Genomic DNA, 15,131 nt, shown 5'->3' on the forward strand with positions numbered 1-15,131 from the left:
AGGGTAAAAGCGTTGCAGGCCGCGAAATGGAATTAAAAAACCTCCCCGAAGGGAGGTTATTGAAAAATAGATTAAGCCATTTTACCTGGACGACGTGACAGCCAACCAAAGAACACACAAACCAAGGTAAATGAACAAAAGCCCGCCAACAGCGAAATCGACAGCGAATCCGTGAAGCCCAGCACCAAGTAAGATATGCCAGCCACTAGCGCCACAGCCAGCGCATACGGTAGCTGAGTAGAAACGTGATCAATGTGTCCACAACGCGCACCGGTTGCTGACAAGATGGTGGTATCTGAAATTGGCGAGCAGTGATCACCGAACACGGCACCAGCAAGCACAGCGGACAACATCGGTAGCATTAACGCAATATCAGTTGCGGCAGAAAGGTCGCCCGCAATTGGCAGCATGATGCCAAACGTACCCCATGAGGTACCGGTTGAAAACGCCATCGCAGCAGACAACAAGAACAGCAGCACAGGAAGAAGCTGAGGAGACAAGTTACCTTGGATGAGCGTCGACAGAAACTTACCCGTGGCCATGTCGCCAATCACGCTGCCGATTGTCCAAGCAAACAACAGGATCAAGATAGCGCCAAACATAGATTTGGCACCAATCCAAACGGTTTGACCAACTTCTGGTACTGGAATACGCTGTTTGAATACAGTGATCAATGCGGACAGTAGACCCATTGCACTACCATACAAAAGTGACATGCCCACATCGGTGTTTTCAAATGCACCCAGCACCGAGAATGCTTTACCGCTGGCTTCTAACGCTTGAGCGCCGGAATACACCATCCAAGACATGGTTGCCACGATAAGCACAACAATTGGCACCACCAGATCGGCGACGCTACCTTTCTCACTTTCTTCGATACCGAGCTCGTCATCTAATGATGGTCCGCTATTTTCATCATCACCTAAACGACTGCCCGTCGATGCTTCGTATTCAAAACGACGCATTGGGCCCACATCCATCTGGAACCAAGCAACCGCGAACACCATCAGCAAAGCAAAAATGGCATAGAAGTTCATTGGGATCATGTGCGCAAATGCACTCAGTGGGCTGTAATCAGTCACGCCATGGCTAACAAGAATGCCGCCGACCACCGTAATGATATATGCCCCCCAGCTTGAAGCAGGCATGATCACGCACATTGGCGCAGCGGTGGAATCGAGAATATAAGCCAGCTTCGCGCGCGACACATGGAAACGGTCAGTCACAGGACGGCTAATGGCACCAACCGCTAGGCTATTAAAATAGTCATCAACAAAAATGAATACGCCTAGAAATGCTGCCAGTAGTTTTGCCCCTCGCTTACTTTTAACGCGAGTTTGTGCCCATTCTGCAAATGCGCGTGTACCGCCAGAAAGAGTAATAAGCGCAGTGATGGAACCCAACAAGACGAGGAACGCAACAATGCTCATGTTCCAAGTATTTATGCTGCCATCGTCAATAAATAGGCCTTTTATCAGCCCAGAAAGATAATAGGTGGTCGACGACAAAGAAAAGTCATTGAGTAACAAAGCACCGGAGACAATACCCAGCCCTAATGATAACAAAACTCGACGGGTAACAATGGCGAGACCCAACGCGAGAATCGCGGGCAATACCGATAAAGATGACGCGGAAAAATCGACTAAGTTCATGATCTCTAAATCAACCTATAAGGTTGGAGATCTACTGCAGAAATGGAAACCAGTTAACAAATGACAATGGTTAAACGCATTCTTAAACCACAGTAGCGCTCCATAGTTAAATCCCAATACTATGGCAGTGTTGTGTCTGTTAGAGCACAACCCCAGCAGAATAGCTTGATGGGCAAGATTCTACTTCGGCGCTATTTCCTTTCTCACATTCTCAACGGCATCACCCTAAAATGTGTTACTGATAAATGGCGCACCTCTACGTGCATAAAGCTTGCGTATTGTATGTGACATCGAGGACATTGCAATAACCATCTAAATGATTTTACACATCAAGCGCTTCGCATTTACAAATCACTTACAATCACTATCCTCTTCTCTCACGACGCATGCAAAGTCAAACACGCATGACAGTTTTATTGTACACGCCACGGATAATCCATCCCTTTTTTTTCAAGAACAAGCCGGCAAGATTTATTTAAGTTTGCACTTTTCTTAAATTCGATATCTAATATTAAGGAATTTAATTACGCAAACATTGCAAAGAATTAATTATTCTTGCTACTCTTAGTGCGGTAATTAATTATTATAAACGAGAGAATAGGATAGACATAATGTCTGATGCACTGAAAGTATTGTTAAATCTGCGCAGCCTTCGTGCAGTGGCACGTGAACTTACTCTAGAACAACTTCAAGAAGCGCTAGAAAAACTGCAAGCTGTCGTGGCAGAACGTGAAGAGTCTGAAGCAGAAGCGCATGAAGCAGAAAAAGAGCGCTTAGAAAAACTTGAGAAATACCGTGAGATGCTGATCAAAGACGGTATTGACCCAGAAGAATTACTAGCAACCCTTGGTGGTGCTAAACCAAAATCTAAGCGTGCTGCTCGTCCAGCAAAATATAAGTACATTGACGTAGACGGTTCGGAAAAAACATGGACTGGTCAAGGTCGCACGCCAAAAACAATTAAAGAAGCTCTTGAAAACGGCAAGAAAATCGAAGATTTCCTGCTGTAATTAGGCACTAGCTGTAATCAGTCAGGGCTTAATTGTCTCAGGCTGAAACTAAAAAGGGGCTTTCGCCCCTTTTTTGTTTTTACCCAACGCGCTCAAAATTAGCAGCAATGGCCGATTAGTGTCGCTCGCTTTAGAGATATCGCAATCAAATCCCTCATATGAGCATCAATAAGAATACCATTAAAAACTGTGCGGTATTTAACTCGCTTCAATGAACATCCGATCGTTTAACCGGCCTTAATCCTATCTGCCAAGTGGCTTACTGCAATGGCAAAATAGTGCGAACGATTCCACTTCATCAAGCTTTGGTAATTTCCATACACCAAATAGCTTCGTCCATATTCATCATCAGGTTGAATCAACCAGGCGTTAATATCCACATTAGGTAAAGACGTATTATTCATACGACGAACACCTAGCGATTGCCATTCAGCCAATGTTTTGGCTTTATCTTGACCTAACCCTGACAACTCTTTGCCTATGCCATCAGGTACTTTCACCTGACGCCCCCAGGTGTATTCGCTATTCCAGCCTGCATTTTTTAAATAATTCGCAGACGATGCAAATACGTCAGGTTTTGACGTCCAAATATCTTTCTTTCCGTCGTTATTTCCATCGGCGGCAAATGAGATAAATGAGCTGGGCATAAACTGGCATTGCCCCATTGCTCCTGCCCACGAACCTTTCATATCGTCAGGCGCAATATGGCCTTCTTGCAGAATGGTTAGTGCTGCAAATACTTCTTTGCGAAAGAAAGCTTCTCGTCTGCCGTCATAAGCCAATGTCGTCAATGCTTCAACAACATTAAAGTTTCCGGTTAATGCACCGAAGTTACTTTCCACCCCCCAAAGTGCAACAAGAAAGCGTGGCTGTACGCCAAACTCTTCACCAATGCGTTGAAGGTCTGCATAATGCTCGTCATATAAACGACGCGCTTTTTTTACTTTCCAATCTGGCACCGCACGCGGAATATATTCATCCAACGTCAAACGTTTTTCGGGCTGATTACGATCGGCTTTAACCGCCCTTTCTCGATAACGAATGCCATCAAATGCCTGTTCAAGCAATTGTGGGTCGATACCCTTGGTTACGCCTTCTTCTTTTAAGCCAGCGACATAGTTGTCAAAGCTTGGCTTTTCTGCCATCACGGGCGCTGACAAAGACAACGCAGCCCCAATGAGGATCCCTATCAATCCCTTACGCATAGCGCTCCTTTATAACTTGGTATTGTTTACTCTAATGTGTTGCAGTACTGCATCCAATGGAGGTGGCAGTTGCAAATAAAAACCGTCGCGTTGCAAACTCTCTTTTACTTTATCGAGATCAGCTGTTGCCAGTTTTTCTCTTTTATCTAAGTTGACCATCATGACAAACTGAGGGTTCCCAAAAGTTTGTAACAATTGTTGAGGTACATCCCCAAGATCATCCTTACGGTTTACATAAAGATAGGTCGAATCTTTTTTACTGCTTTTATAGATTGCGCAATACACCTTGTACCTCACAGTGTTGCGATTTCCCAATAAAGAGAAATCGCTTAGAAAAATGTAACGAATTTGGCGATAAAAACGCCACAATCGGCGTTGGCGCTTGCCGCAAAGTATCCATGAATATACCATGCTCAACACTGTCTGATAATGCGCGTGAGCCTGATATTTCGTGGGATGAAGTGGAAAATGTTTCCGCCTCTTTTACACAATGATGTTTCTGTCCCGCCAAACACTCTTGAATGACAAAATTCTATTCATGAGAAACGTTAAAGCGCGCACGTCGGATCAAACAACTGCCATCTGGACAACATCTCATGACAAAAAACGCTGAACTCAAAGGCAGTTCATTTACTCTTTCTGTGCTTCATCTTTTAGATGATGACTTGGACAGTGCATTGCAAGTACTGTCCGATAAGGTCACTCAGGCTCCGGCATTCTTTGACGGCGCACCTGTGGTGGTTGATATTTCAAGATTACATCAACAACCTGACTTCATCACACTAAAAGCCACCATTGAACAGACTGGTATGTTGGTGGTGGGTGTCACAGGGTGTAAACAAAATACCTCACGTGAAGCGGCAAAACTCGCGGGACTCGCGGTCATGAACCCCGCGAAGCAGACCCGTGTGAATGACCCCATTCAAACCCCAACGAAAATCGTCACAACACCTATTCGTTCGGGGCAGCAAATTTATGCAAAAAACGCCGACTTAGTCGTGCTTAATCACGTCAGCGCTGGTGCAGAGATCATCGCTGATGGCAGTATTCATATTTATGGCGTACTTCGTGGACGTGCTATTGCAGGTGCAAGTGGCCAAAAAGAAGCCAACATTTTCTGCCAAAACCTGCAATCAGAATTGCTTTCCATTGCGGGCACGTATTGGCTCAGCGAATCTATCCCGGAGCAATACAGTGCTCGCCCGGTGAAGGTTTCGCTGCAAGAAGACTCTTTAAACATTGAACACCTCGCACTCTAATTATCCAAAGGATTGAGGAATGACTCGAATTATCGTTATCACTTCTGGCAAAGGCGGCGTGGGGAAAACCACTTCAAGTGCTGCCATTGCTACGGGCCTTGCGCAAGCTGGAAAAAAAACCGCCGTTATCGATTTTGATATTGGTCTGCGTAACCTTGACCTCATCATGGGCTGTGAACGCCGCGTGGTGTATGACTTTGTTAATGTCATCAATGGTGAAGCCAACCTGCATCAAGCAATGATCAAAGATAAGCGCATTAATAATCTCTACGTGTTGCCTGCTTCTCAGACACGCGATAAAGATGCGCTAACAAAAGAAGGCGTGGGTCGCGTTTTAGATGACCTTAAAGCCATGGACTTTGATTTTATTATCTGTGATTCACCTGCTGGTATCGAAGCAGGCGCGCTGATGGCGCTATACTTTGCTGATGAGGCCATAGTCACGACAAACCCTGAAGTCTCTTCTGTACGAGATTCAGACCGCATTTTGGGCATTCTAGATTCCAAGTCTCGCCGTGCTGAGAATGGTGAAGAGCCTGTGAAGACGCACCTTCTGTTGACGCGCTACAACCCAGCCCGTGTAAATCGCGGTGAAATGCTGAGCGTATCTGATGTCGAAGAGATCTTGCGCATACCGTTGCTGAGCGTGATCCCTGAAAGCCCGTCGGTGTTGCATGCATCTAATAAAGGCGAACCTGTTATCTTGGATGAAGAATCTGATGCGGGTCAGGCGTACGCCGATGCGATAAGCCGCCTATTAGGCAATGAATGCCCATTCCGCTTCTTGGAAGAAGAGAAGAAAGGGTTCCTGAAACGCATTTTTGGAGGATAACACATGGCACTGTTGGAGTTTTTCCGTCCGAAAAAGAAAGCATCTGCATCAATGGCGAAAGAGCGTTTGCAGATCATTGTTGCTGAACGCCGACGAGCAGGGTGCTCTGAACCGACTTACTTGCCCCAGTTAAAACAAGACATTCTCGAGGTTATCCGAAAGTACGTGGATATCTCACCAGAACAAGTGTCTGTTGCGCTGGAGCAACGCGATGATGATTTGTCCGTTTTGGAATTGAATGTCACCTTGCCTGATGAAGACAAGTAAATCTCTTCAGAAACAAAAAACCGGCTTTCGCCGGTTTTTTTATGCTTATTTTAGCAAGGGTAGAATTTTAGCTTCCACGTAGGCTTTTCGCCAACCCGACAACAGATCAGGCATTTTTTCAGGGTTTCTAGCATTCACCCATGCCCATTTTAAGACCTGATGAATTTGCTTCTTTGACCCTACAAATTCGGGTACAACCCCTAACTGTTCCGCCACTGCATTGGTTTGATCTTTGATCTCTTTCACCATTTGCTTGTAACCCGGCATGTCTACTAACCGTACAATCGCTTCTGGGTAATTTTCTTCTGGCAATGAATCAAGATCTTCGACCATGCGAAGCAATCTGCTGCCATGTCGTTCGATTTCAAATCGATCAAAGCCTTCATCTGCCATTTTATCCAGTGAACGGATATCAAAACGCGCCATTTTCCAAAGGTGCAGCTCTTTGACAACAAAGTTCAATGCTAGATCGCGGCGTCGTGCTTCACGTAAACGCCAGCTTGCTAGTTTTTTCAACACAGCCAGTTGCTTAGGACGCAGTTGCCACGCATTTTTAATATCGAGGTATGCCTTTTCAGGATCGGGGGCCTTTCCACGTTTGCTGACCAACAAATCACACTCTTGAGTGACAGCTTCATTCCAACCAGTGTCAGCAACGCGTTCAGCTAACAAGTGATACAGCGGCCATAAGTAATAGACATCCGCAGCTGCATATTCAAGCTGCTTATCGGACAGTGGTCGTGCACACCAATCAGTGCGTGCTTCGCCTTTATCAAGTGAGACCTGCAAATACTCGTCGACCAGCGCAGCAAAGCCCGTTGAAAGTCCATGACCTAAAAATGCGGCCATGATTTGCGTATCCACCATAGGCTTCGGCATCACACCCGAATAATGGTGGAACACTTCCAAATCTTCACTGCACGCATGCAGAACTTTGATCACTGATTCATCAGAAAGTAATGCCCACAAAGGTGACATATCGTCCAATTTAATCGGGTCGATCAGTGATAACGTCTCACCATCATAAAGTTGGATAAGACCCAATCTTGGATAAAGGGTTCGCGTGCGAACAAACTCGGTATCCAGCATGACTGCCGGTACTTTTCTCGCCTGTTCACAGACTCGTTCGAGGTGAGATAGCTCAGTTACAATTTCAAAATTCACGCTGTCATCCGTATTTTGTTTGACGCCCACAGCCTTGCATTCGCTAAGGCCAGAAACGAACATGCTGGCCTTAGCCAGCATGTTTTCAAAAGCATATGCTTTATTGTACGCGCTTCAACTTCAAAGCGCACGGGCGCGTTATGCTTCCGCTTTATTTGCTTCCTGCTCTTCGCGCAGTGCACGACGCAAGATTTTACCCACATTGGTTTTCGGCAAATCGTCGCGAAACTCAACTATTTTAGGCACTTTGTAGCCAGTGAGATATTCGCGACAATGCGCCAACAACTCTTCTTTGGTCAGGCTTGGGTCGCGTTTAACCACACATATCTTAACGATTTCACCGGAGGTTTCATGAGGCTGACCAATGGCTGCCACTTCCAGCACTTTTCCATGTAGCGCCACTACATCTTCGATCTCGTTAGGGTACACGTTAAAGCCAGACACCAATATCATGTCTTTCTTACGATCAACAATGTGCAAGAAGCCATCATCGTCAAACTTCACCACATCACCCGTCGACAACCAGCCGTCTTCTGTCAGCACTTCTTTGGTCGCTTCTGGGCGCTGCCAGTAGCCCTGCATCACTTGCGGGCCTTTCACTTGTAGCTCACCAATTTGATCGTTGGCCACGACATTACCTTCGTCATCAACAATGCGGACATCAGTAGATGGCACAGGCAAACCAATCGAGCCGTTGTATTCTTTCAGATCATAAGGGTAAGCAGCCACCAGCGGTGAACACTCGGTCAGACCGTAACCTTCTAGCAAATGCTTGCCCGTCAGTTTCTTCCATTGCTCTGCTACCGCGCGCTGAACAGCCATGCCGCCGCCCACGGTCAGGCTCAATTTAGAGAAGTCCAGTTCATGGAAATCTTCATTATTGAGCATGGCATTAAACAGCGTATTCACCCCAGTAATGGCGGTAAATGGATGCTGTTTCAGCTCTTTTACAAACGCAGGAATATCACGCGGATTAGTAATAAGCAGGTTCTGTCCGCCCATTTCAATAAACAACAGGCAATTCACCGTTAAGGCAAACACGTGATAAAGCGGCAGTGCCGTGACCACCAACTCACGCCCTTCTACCAAGACGGGTGCATACATGGCTTTCGCTTGGTCAACGTTCGCCAGCATGTTTTTATGTGTTAATACCGCGCCTTTGGCCACACCTGTTGTACCACCGGTATATTGCAAAAAGGCAATATCATCACCGGTCATAAACGGCTTGACGTATTGCATGCGACGACCTTTCTTCAGCGCGAGGCGCATAGACGTTGCATGTGGAAGGCTATACTTCGGCACCATCTTCTTGATGTATTTCACCACGAAGTTCACCAAGGTCCCTTTTGCACGTGGCAATTGGTCACCAAGGCTAGTCAGAATAACGTGACGAACACTGGTGTTATCAACCACTTTTTCTAACGTGTGGGCAAAGTTCGACACGATAACAATAGCTGTCGCGCCGGAGTCATTCAGTTGGTGCTCGAGTTCACGTGGGGTATACAATGGGTTCACGTTCACCACCACACAGCCCGCACGTAAAATACCAAATAAAGCAATGGGATATTGCAGCAAGTTCGGCATCATCACGGCAACACGGTCGCCTTTTTTCAGACCCAGATCATTTTGTAGGTACGCCGCAAACGCTCGACTACGCTCTTCCAACTTACGGAATGTCATCACCTGCCCCATATTTATAAAGGCAGTTTGGTCGGCGTATCTTTGTACCGACTTTTCGAACATTTCTACCAAAGATGGGTACATGTTCGGTGAAATTTCCGCAGGTACATCTGATGGGTAGCGGTTATGCCAAACCTTTTCCACGTGATCTCTCCTATTTTGTATCGTGAGTCTTGGCCCACGTCAGAAGCAAAAATTCAAACGAGCGTTTTAACGCCCAATTAGACCATGAGTAACAATCAATTAACATCGTCACACGTTGTGAGATGTAGCTTGGTCACATAATCAATGATCAGTGCCGCTGTTTTCTGCTGACTTTGCAGATGACAGTGGTGTGTGCCTGCCACCATCTCGACGGTCAGGTTTTTAAACCACTCTTTGCGTTGTTCCGCGAGTGGGCTACGTAATTCTGGGTATCCGTCTTCGCCAATAATAGCGAGAACCGGACATTGTATGCCTCTGATCAAATGTTCAGCGTGGTGCGTCGACATACGATAAATCGAATCTGTTTTGAGCTTGGCGTCATGTCTCCAACGCCACTCATTCCCTACTTGCTGCATACCGCGTGTCACTAGCGGCGTAAGGTCTTCAATTGACACTTTGTTAATGCCGCGACGCAATTTCAGTGCGGCATCCAGCGATGGCAAATTTCGAGGCAGTTTCATCGTTTGACGACTTAACACGCCATGTCGAAGACGCTCTACCACCTTGTCATCACGCTCGGACATAGGGCCAAGTGCTTCGATCATCACTAACCCTTTCGCGCGTTCCGGAAACGCGGCACTCCAACAAGAGGCCACTAATGCCCCCAGCGAATGCCCGACCAGATAGATAGGTTTATCACCCAGTTGCAAGATCAACTGGTGAAGATCATCCACATAGTCGAAGAAAGGATAGAAGCTGTCTGCGCCTTTGTGATCAGATAAGCCATGACCCGGCCAATCTGGCATCACAAGGTCGACATGTTCGGTAAGAAGCGGTGCAAGAGGTTCAAAGCTACCACTGTTGTCCTGCCATCCGTGCAACATAAGCAAGATGGGCTTGGGGCTGTCGGTGAGACAGACCTGCGCGGCGAGATTACCAAACCTCACTGCAAATTGTTTTTCTTGTAATGCCATGATGAGCTGCTGAATGCCATGATTGCTTCGCACCTCTTTCAGAGGGCGCGAAGCCTATCACAGTCGGGGTTAATTAAGTGGTACGAGGAGTTGAGATTGACACAATGTCACACGAAAACATCCACACCAAACATGGCCATGATCTCTTCACGTCGCGCCTGATTTTTCACGTCCATGTAAGCAAGGAGTGCATGGCGACTTCGACCATCGGGAACATCATAGTGGATCTGTTGGTGCGCTTCTTGTGCAAGCTCTGGATGACGAATTCCCTGACTTACCGCTTTGGCAACCACTGACGGCTGAGAAATCTCAGCACTGTTGGCTGCCTTTTGTGACTTTTTGCGTCCCGTATTACCAGGACGTTGGATCGGTTGCGGTAATCCATGAATTGAAACCATCGCTGCTCTTCTCGGCTCGTTCTATCCTTTCTGCAAACGCAAATGCAGAATTATTCGCGACCTGGCAGCTTTTTCCACGCTACTGTGTCACGCAAATAGACAGGGCTTGCATGCTCGGCATCCACCGCTTCACCACGCTCAAATGCATGATGCGCAAGAATAAGCATGTCTTCCGCTTCGGGATACAAAACGCCACTGTCTGTTGTTTCTAAGTGTAGTTGGCTTGCCAGATCTGGGTATGCTTGCCACCCTGTTCCTGCCGTGAACCACTTATCTTCTGACAGTGTAGGTCTAAAATGTTCTGGCGGTAAAACCGCCTCTTCAACCACACGTTTCCAATCACCATTTTCTAAACGCTGATAGCCGCCCACATAGATTTCATTCATGCGTGCATCGATAGTGGCGAGAACGTGGTTCGCTTGATGTTGGCGATGCGCTTGCTGCGCCATCGCAGCCAACGTAGAAACACCCACCATCGGCAAATTCGCGCCAAATGCTAAACCTTGCGCAATACCAATACCGATACGCACACCCGTGAAGCTACCTGGGCCTCGGCCAAATGCCAATGCATCTAACTGATTGAGTTTCAAACCCGCCTCTGCAAGCACACTGTCGACCATAGGGAGAATCTTAATGGTGTGTTCACGCGGTGCGATTTCACAACGTGCAATCGTCTCATTACCTATTTTCAATGCTACTGAACAGTTTTCAGTCGCCGTATCGACGGCAAGAATTTTAAATGTCATTTACGCCTCGGGTGTCGCTGCAATACCAGCAACATCGTTGTTATTTCGTCTGTTATTAGCGAGCGCTGCTTTGAAACAGCGCCCTTATTCATTCGATTCAATGGCCGCGAGAAACTCGCCGACTTTTGCCAAATCCCGCGTTCTAGGAATGGGGGGTAAACTGCGCAAAAACGTCTCACCGTATTGTCTGCTTACCAAGCGGTTATCACAGATAATCAGCGCGCCGTGATCGCGTCTGTCTCGGATAAGTCGCCCTACCCCTTGCTTTAGCGTGATCACCGCATCTGGGATCTGAACCTGAGAAAACGGGTCACCGCCTTGCAATCGACAATCTTCAATTCGTGCTTTCAGCAACGGGTCATCCGGCGCTGTAAAAGGCAATTTGTCAATAATAACACAGCTCAGTGCCTGCCCTCTAACGTCAATGCCTTCCCAGAATGCGCCGGTTGCGACGAGCAGCGCATTCCCCATTTCCAAGAATTCCGCTAAGAGCTTTTGCTTCGACGTTTCCCCTTGCACCAATACAGGCAATGAAAGCTGTTCACGAAAACGCTCTGATAAATCACGCACCATTTGGTGCGAGGTACACAAGAAAAAACAGCGCCCTTCGTTTTGTTCGATAACAGGGAGCAGCATCTCCACCAGCTTATCGGCCAAGCCATAGCTATTGGGCTCAGGCAAGAAACGCGGCACACATAAAATGGCCTGTGTTTCATAATCAAACGGGCTCGGCAGCGTAAACTGCTCGGTGGGTTCAATGCCAAGGCGATGACTAAAGTGACTAAAATCGTCATTTACTGCCAGCGTGGCAGAAGTGAATATCCAGGCACCTTGCTGTTGTTGTATTTGTTCGCGGAATTTTTCCGCCACGGATAACGGCGTAATATTGAGGCTAAAATGATTGCGGCTGCATTCATACCAATAGGAATAGCCCGGAATGGTGGTATCGCTTAATCGTTCAAGTCTGGCTTTTAGCATCGTTGTGCGCTCAAACGCTGCATCGAGCAATTGGCTGCGACCTAAGGACAATTTAATTACGTCATATGCAAGCGTGAGGGCATCGGCTAATCTCACTAACTCACGCGCCACCGCTGGTGAAGCGCTTATCTCGCGCCAGTTTCCACGAAAGCCTGGCTCACCCAGCACAATACGAAGATCTGAGCCTGCATGAGATAACCTGTCCGCTACTTTATCGAGTTGCTTGGTATCACGAAGTTCGGTGCGATAAGCAATATGAATGTCTTTCGCCAATTCTTGAATTTGTCGGCTCGACAAACTTTGTCCAAAATACTGACTAGCTATATCGGGGATTTGGTGCGCTTCATCAAAAATAAACACTTCGGCTTCGGGAATTAATTCCCCAAAGCCCGTTTCTTTAATGGCCAGATCCGCAAGAAATAGATGGTGGTTTACCACCACCAAATCTGCATCCAAAGCACGTTTACGCGCCTTGACCACAAAGCAATCTTGGTAGCTTGGGCATTCTTTCCCCAAACAATTGTCGTTGGTTGACGTGATGGTAGGAATAATCGGGCTGTCTTCAGCAAGATCATCGCACTCGCCCAAATCACCGGTTTTGGTTTCTGATGACCAACCACGTACTTTGACCAATTGGGTGAGAAGCTTAGGATCGGAATGTCCATCGTGACTTTCAATCATTTGACGACTGAGTCTTTCTGGGCACAGGTAATTCGCCCGTCCTTTCAGTAGCGCCACACGACCCGTAAAGCCGAGCGTTTCCACCATTAATGGCAAGTCACGGTGAAACAATTGCTCTTGAAGGTTTTTGGAGCCCGTACTGACAATGGTTTTCTTACCGCTTAATAAGGCCGGCACCAAATACGCATAGGTTTTACCCGTACCTGTCCCCGCTTCAACGACCAATTGCGTGCCGTCTTTAATGGCACGTTCGACCGACAACGCCATGTCTGTCTGAGGCTGGCGCGGTTGAAAGCCTTTTATCGCGCGAGCAAGAGCGCCGTCTGTGGAGAAAACCTTCGAAATCATTGGTCATATATACAGTGGTTGAAAGCCCAGCATTATGCCAACAATCGCTCGTTTCTGCCATGGGGATAAGCCAAAGCGTGTGTTCAACCTTCCTTCACTTCAGTGCGATACATCAATACGGCACCCGCGAGGTTTTGACCTTGAATCAAAATCAGCGTAAAACGTGATGAACAGCAAAAGTCATTATTTCGCGAGATCCCCACTTCTATGGAAAGAAAAACTCTGCTGACGGATTGTCCCGACGCGCAAGGCCTTATCGCCAAAATCACTAATATTTGTTACAAACATCAGCTCAACATCATTCATAACAACGAATATGTTGACCACAGCACGGGGCAGTTTTTTATGCGCACCGAGCTAGAGGGCATCTTCAATGATGAAACCTTCTTGATGGATATCGATCAAGCGCTGCCAGCAGGCAGTCATCGCAGCTTGGTTGATAGCAAACGTCGCAAACGTATCGTTATATTGGTCACCAAAGAATCCCATTGTTTGGGTGATATTTTGATGAAAGCCTATGACGGCTCATTAGACGTGGAAATTTCCGCGGTTGTCGGTAACCACCAAACGTTGGCACCCCTGACAGAGAAATTCGATATTCCGTTCCATTTCGTCAGCCACGAAGGCATGGAACGAGAAGAACATGAAAGCAAAGTGATCGAGATCATCGACTCGTATACGCCAGATTACGTGGTGTTGGCGAAATTCATGCGTGTACTCACACCGAGTTTTGTTGCGCACTATCCGCGTCAAATCATCAATATTCACCATAGTTTCTTGCCTGCTTTCATTGGTGCTCGTCCTTACCATCAGGCCTATCAACGTGGTGTGAAGATCATCGGCGCAACCGCGCATTTCGTCACGAACGATTTGGATGAGGGACCGATCATTGAGCAGAATATCAAGCATGTTGACCATACCTTCAGCGCAGAAGACATGGTGAAAGCTGGCCGTGATGTAGAAAAAACCGTCCTCAGCACGGCACTAAGTCAAGTGCTTGAAGACAAGGTGTTTGTCTACGGCAACAAAACCGTGATTTTGTAGCGTCATTGCCAAAATCAAGAAAGATCAAGAAAGATCAAGAAAGGGGCATGATATGCCCCTTTCTTACACTTGCTGATAAATGCTATTTCATGAAACTAGCGTTCGCTTTCAATGACATGCTCAAGCGATACCGGATGCAGTTTCACACAAACACCATTGGCTTTAAATGCAACGGTCGGGTTTGCGATACGCTCACCTTCCCCTGATGGCGAGCTCAATTTCACGTTCACGCCCATTTCACTCAATTTTACCCAACGCGCTTTCAATGCAGGAAACAGACAAAATACATCATCCAGTAGCGCTTCAGGCGTGATCGCTTTCGACGGTATCACCCATTCCGCATGCTCCCAGCCTTCCTCTGGGTAGCTTTTCTCACTTGGATACGGTAGCTCAACGCAATGAGTCTGCCATGCGCCAAACGACAAGACGTCTTTCACTTTAATCACCACAATAGGGCGACCATTAATGGTGTTTACGGAGATTTCCTCTCCATGAGACAACCAGGCTTGATGCAGCCGCTTGGCAAGTTCAACATCGTTAACACGCAGCGCAATGTGATCAGCTTCGTAAGCAGCCAGATCGATACCCAGTTGCTCCAACAGCGTTTGTAGACGTAGGCCAAAAGAGTCAAGCGAGGAAAAAAGATGATCAACGGTAAGTGCCGACATGGAAATCTCTTTGTTAGTGATTGAATACAGGCAAAGTATCCCATCCCCACCAAACGATTACCAACGTGTTATGGAATGAGT

15 protein-coding genes and 1 riboswitch are annotated in these 15,131 nt (G+C 47.0%); of the genes, 5 read left to right on the forward strand and 10 right to left on the reverse strand.

Features of this window, described 5'->3' with window-relative positions:
* Positions 1-71: 71 nt before the first annotated feature.
* Positions 72-1,652, reverse strand: coding sequence for a Na+/H+ antiporter NhaC family protein (locus AB8599_RS10425; protein WP_407330835.1), 1,581 nt, complete (start codon positions 1,650-1,652; stop codon positions 72-74).
* 85 nt (positions 1,653-1,737) lie between these two features.
* Positions 1,738-1,919, reverse strand: a riboswitch (Lysine riboswitch).
* Between the two features lie 344 nt (positions 1,920-2,263).
* Here AB8599_RS10425 and AB8599_RS10430 point away from each other — a divergent pair.
* Complete coding sequence (locus AB8599_RS10430; RefSeq protein ID WP_407330836.1) at positions 2,264-2,662, forward strand: H-NS family nucleoid-associated regulatory protein; 399 nt, start codon at positions 2,264-2,266, stop codon at positions 2,660-2,662.
* A 227-nt stretch (positions 2,663-2,889) separates the two neighbouring features.
* Here AB8599_RS10430 and AB8599_RS10435 read toward each other — a convergent pair whose 3' ends face one another.
* Together AB8599_RS10435 and AB8599_RS10440 are read right to left on the reverse strand one after the other, a co-directional pair.
* Entirely contained in the window at positions 2,890-3,867 is a 978-nt protein-coding gene (locus tag AB8599_RS10435; RefSeq protein WP_407330837.1) for a lytic transglycosylase domain-containing protein, read from the reverse strand.
* Positions 3,868-3,876: 9 nt separating this feature from the next.
* Positions 3,877-4,152: a YcgL domain-containing protein gene (locus tag AB8599_RS10440; protein ID WP_407333213.1), complete on the reverse strand. Its 276-nt coding sequence runs from the start codon at positions 4,150-4,152 to the stop codon at positions 3,877-3,879.
* Between the two features lie 311 nt (positions 4,153-4,463).
* Between AB8599_RS10440 and minC the strand changes: the two genes are divergently transcribed.
* From minC to minE, 3 genes are read left to right on the forward strand one after another with little or no spacing between them, the layout of a single operon-like run.
* Positions 4,464-5,126: a septum site-determining protein MinC gene (gene minC, locus AB8599_RS10445; protein ID WP_407330838.1), complete on the forward strand. Its 663-nt coding sequence runs from the start codon at positions 4,464-4,466 to the stop codon at positions 5,124-5,126.
* Between the two features lie 19 nt (positions 5,127-5,145).
* Positions 5,146-5,958, forward strand: coding sequence for a septum site-determining protein MinD (gene minD / locus AB8599_RS10450; protein WP_407330839.1), 813 nt, complete (start codon positions 5,146-5,148; stop codon positions 5,956-5,958).
* Positions 5,959-5,961: 3 nt separating this feature from the next.
* Positions 5,962-6,225, forward strand: coding sequence for a cell division topological specificity factor MinE (gene minE, locus AB8599_RS10455; RefSeq protein WP_016961106.1), 264 nt, complete (start codon positions 5,962-5,964; stop codon positions 6,223-6,225).
* Positions 6,226-6,270: 45 nt separating this feature from the next.
* On the opposite strand, the gene rnd is transcribed toward minE, so the two are convergent.
* The 6 genes from rnd to AB8599_RS10485 form a co-directional block, all read right to left on the reverse strand.
* Positions 6,271-7,389: a ribonuclease D gene (gene rnd / locus AB8599_RS10460; protein WP_407330840.1), complete on the reverse strand. Its 1,119-nt coding sequence runs from the start codon at positions 7,387-7,389 to the stop codon at positions 6,271-6,273.
* Positions 7,390-7,527: 138 nt separating this feature from the next.
* Complete coding sequence (gene fadD, locus AB8599_RS10465) at positions 7,528-9,153, reverse strand: long-chain-fatty-acid--CoA ligase FadD (protein ID WP_407333214.1); 1,626 nt, start codon at positions 9,151-9,153, stop codon at positions 7,528-7,530.
* 155 nt (positions 9,154-9,308) lie between these two features.
* Complete coding sequence (locus AB8599_RS10470) at positions 9,309-10,187, reverse strand: alpha/beta fold hydrolase (RefSeq protein WP_407330841.1); 879 nt, start codon at positions 10,185-10,187, stop codon at positions 9,309-9,311.
* Between the two features lie 107 nt (positions 10,188-10,294).
* Positions 10,295-10,585: a chromosome segregation ATPase gene (locus AB8599_RS10475; RefSeq protein WP_407330842.1), complete on the reverse strand. Its 291-nt coding sequence runs from the start codon at positions 10,583-10,585 to the stop codon at positions 10,295-10,297.
* 50 nt (positions 10,586-10,635) lie between these two features.
* On the reverse strand, positions 10,636-11,331 hold the full coding sequence (gene tsaB, locus AB8599_RS10480; protein ID WP_407330843.1) for a tRNA (adenosine(37)-N6)-threonylcarbamoyltransferase complex dimerization subunit type 1 TsaB: 696 nt from the start codon (positions 11,329-11,331) through the stop codon (positions 10,636-10,638).
* Positions 11,332-11,415: 84 nt separating this feature from the next.
* Positions 11,416-13,338: an ATP-dependent DNA helicase gene (locus AB8599_RS10485; RefSeq protein ID WP_407330844.1), complete on the reverse strand. Its 1,923-nt coding sequence runs from the start codon at positions 13,336-13,338 to the stop codon at positions 11,416-11,418.
* A 207-nt stretch (positions 13,339-13,545) separates the two neighbouring features.
* Here AB8599_RS10485 and purU point away from each other — a divergent pair, with 207 nt between their 5' ends.
* Positions 13,546-14,382, forward strand: coding sequence for a formyltetrahydrofolate deformylase (gene purU, locus AB8599_RS10490; RefSeq protein WP_407330845.1), 837 nt, complete (start codon positions 13,546-13,548; stop codon positions 14,380-14,382).
* A 95-nt stretch (positions 14,383-14,477) separates the two neighbouring features.
* On the opposite strand, the gene AB8599_RS10495 is transcribed toward purU, so the two are convergent.
* Positions 14,478-15,050, reverse strand: a complete 573-nt coding sequence (locus AB8599_RS10495) for a VOC family protein (protein WP_407330846.1) — start codon at positions 15,048-15,050, stop codon at positions 14,478-14,480.
* Between the last annotated feature and the right edge of the window lie 81 nt (positions 15,051-15,131).

It is taken from the genome of Enterovibrio litoreus, assembly GCF_045679545.1.
GTDB lineage: Bacteria > Pseudomonadota > Gammaproteobacteria > Enterobacterales > Vibrionaceae > Enterovibrio.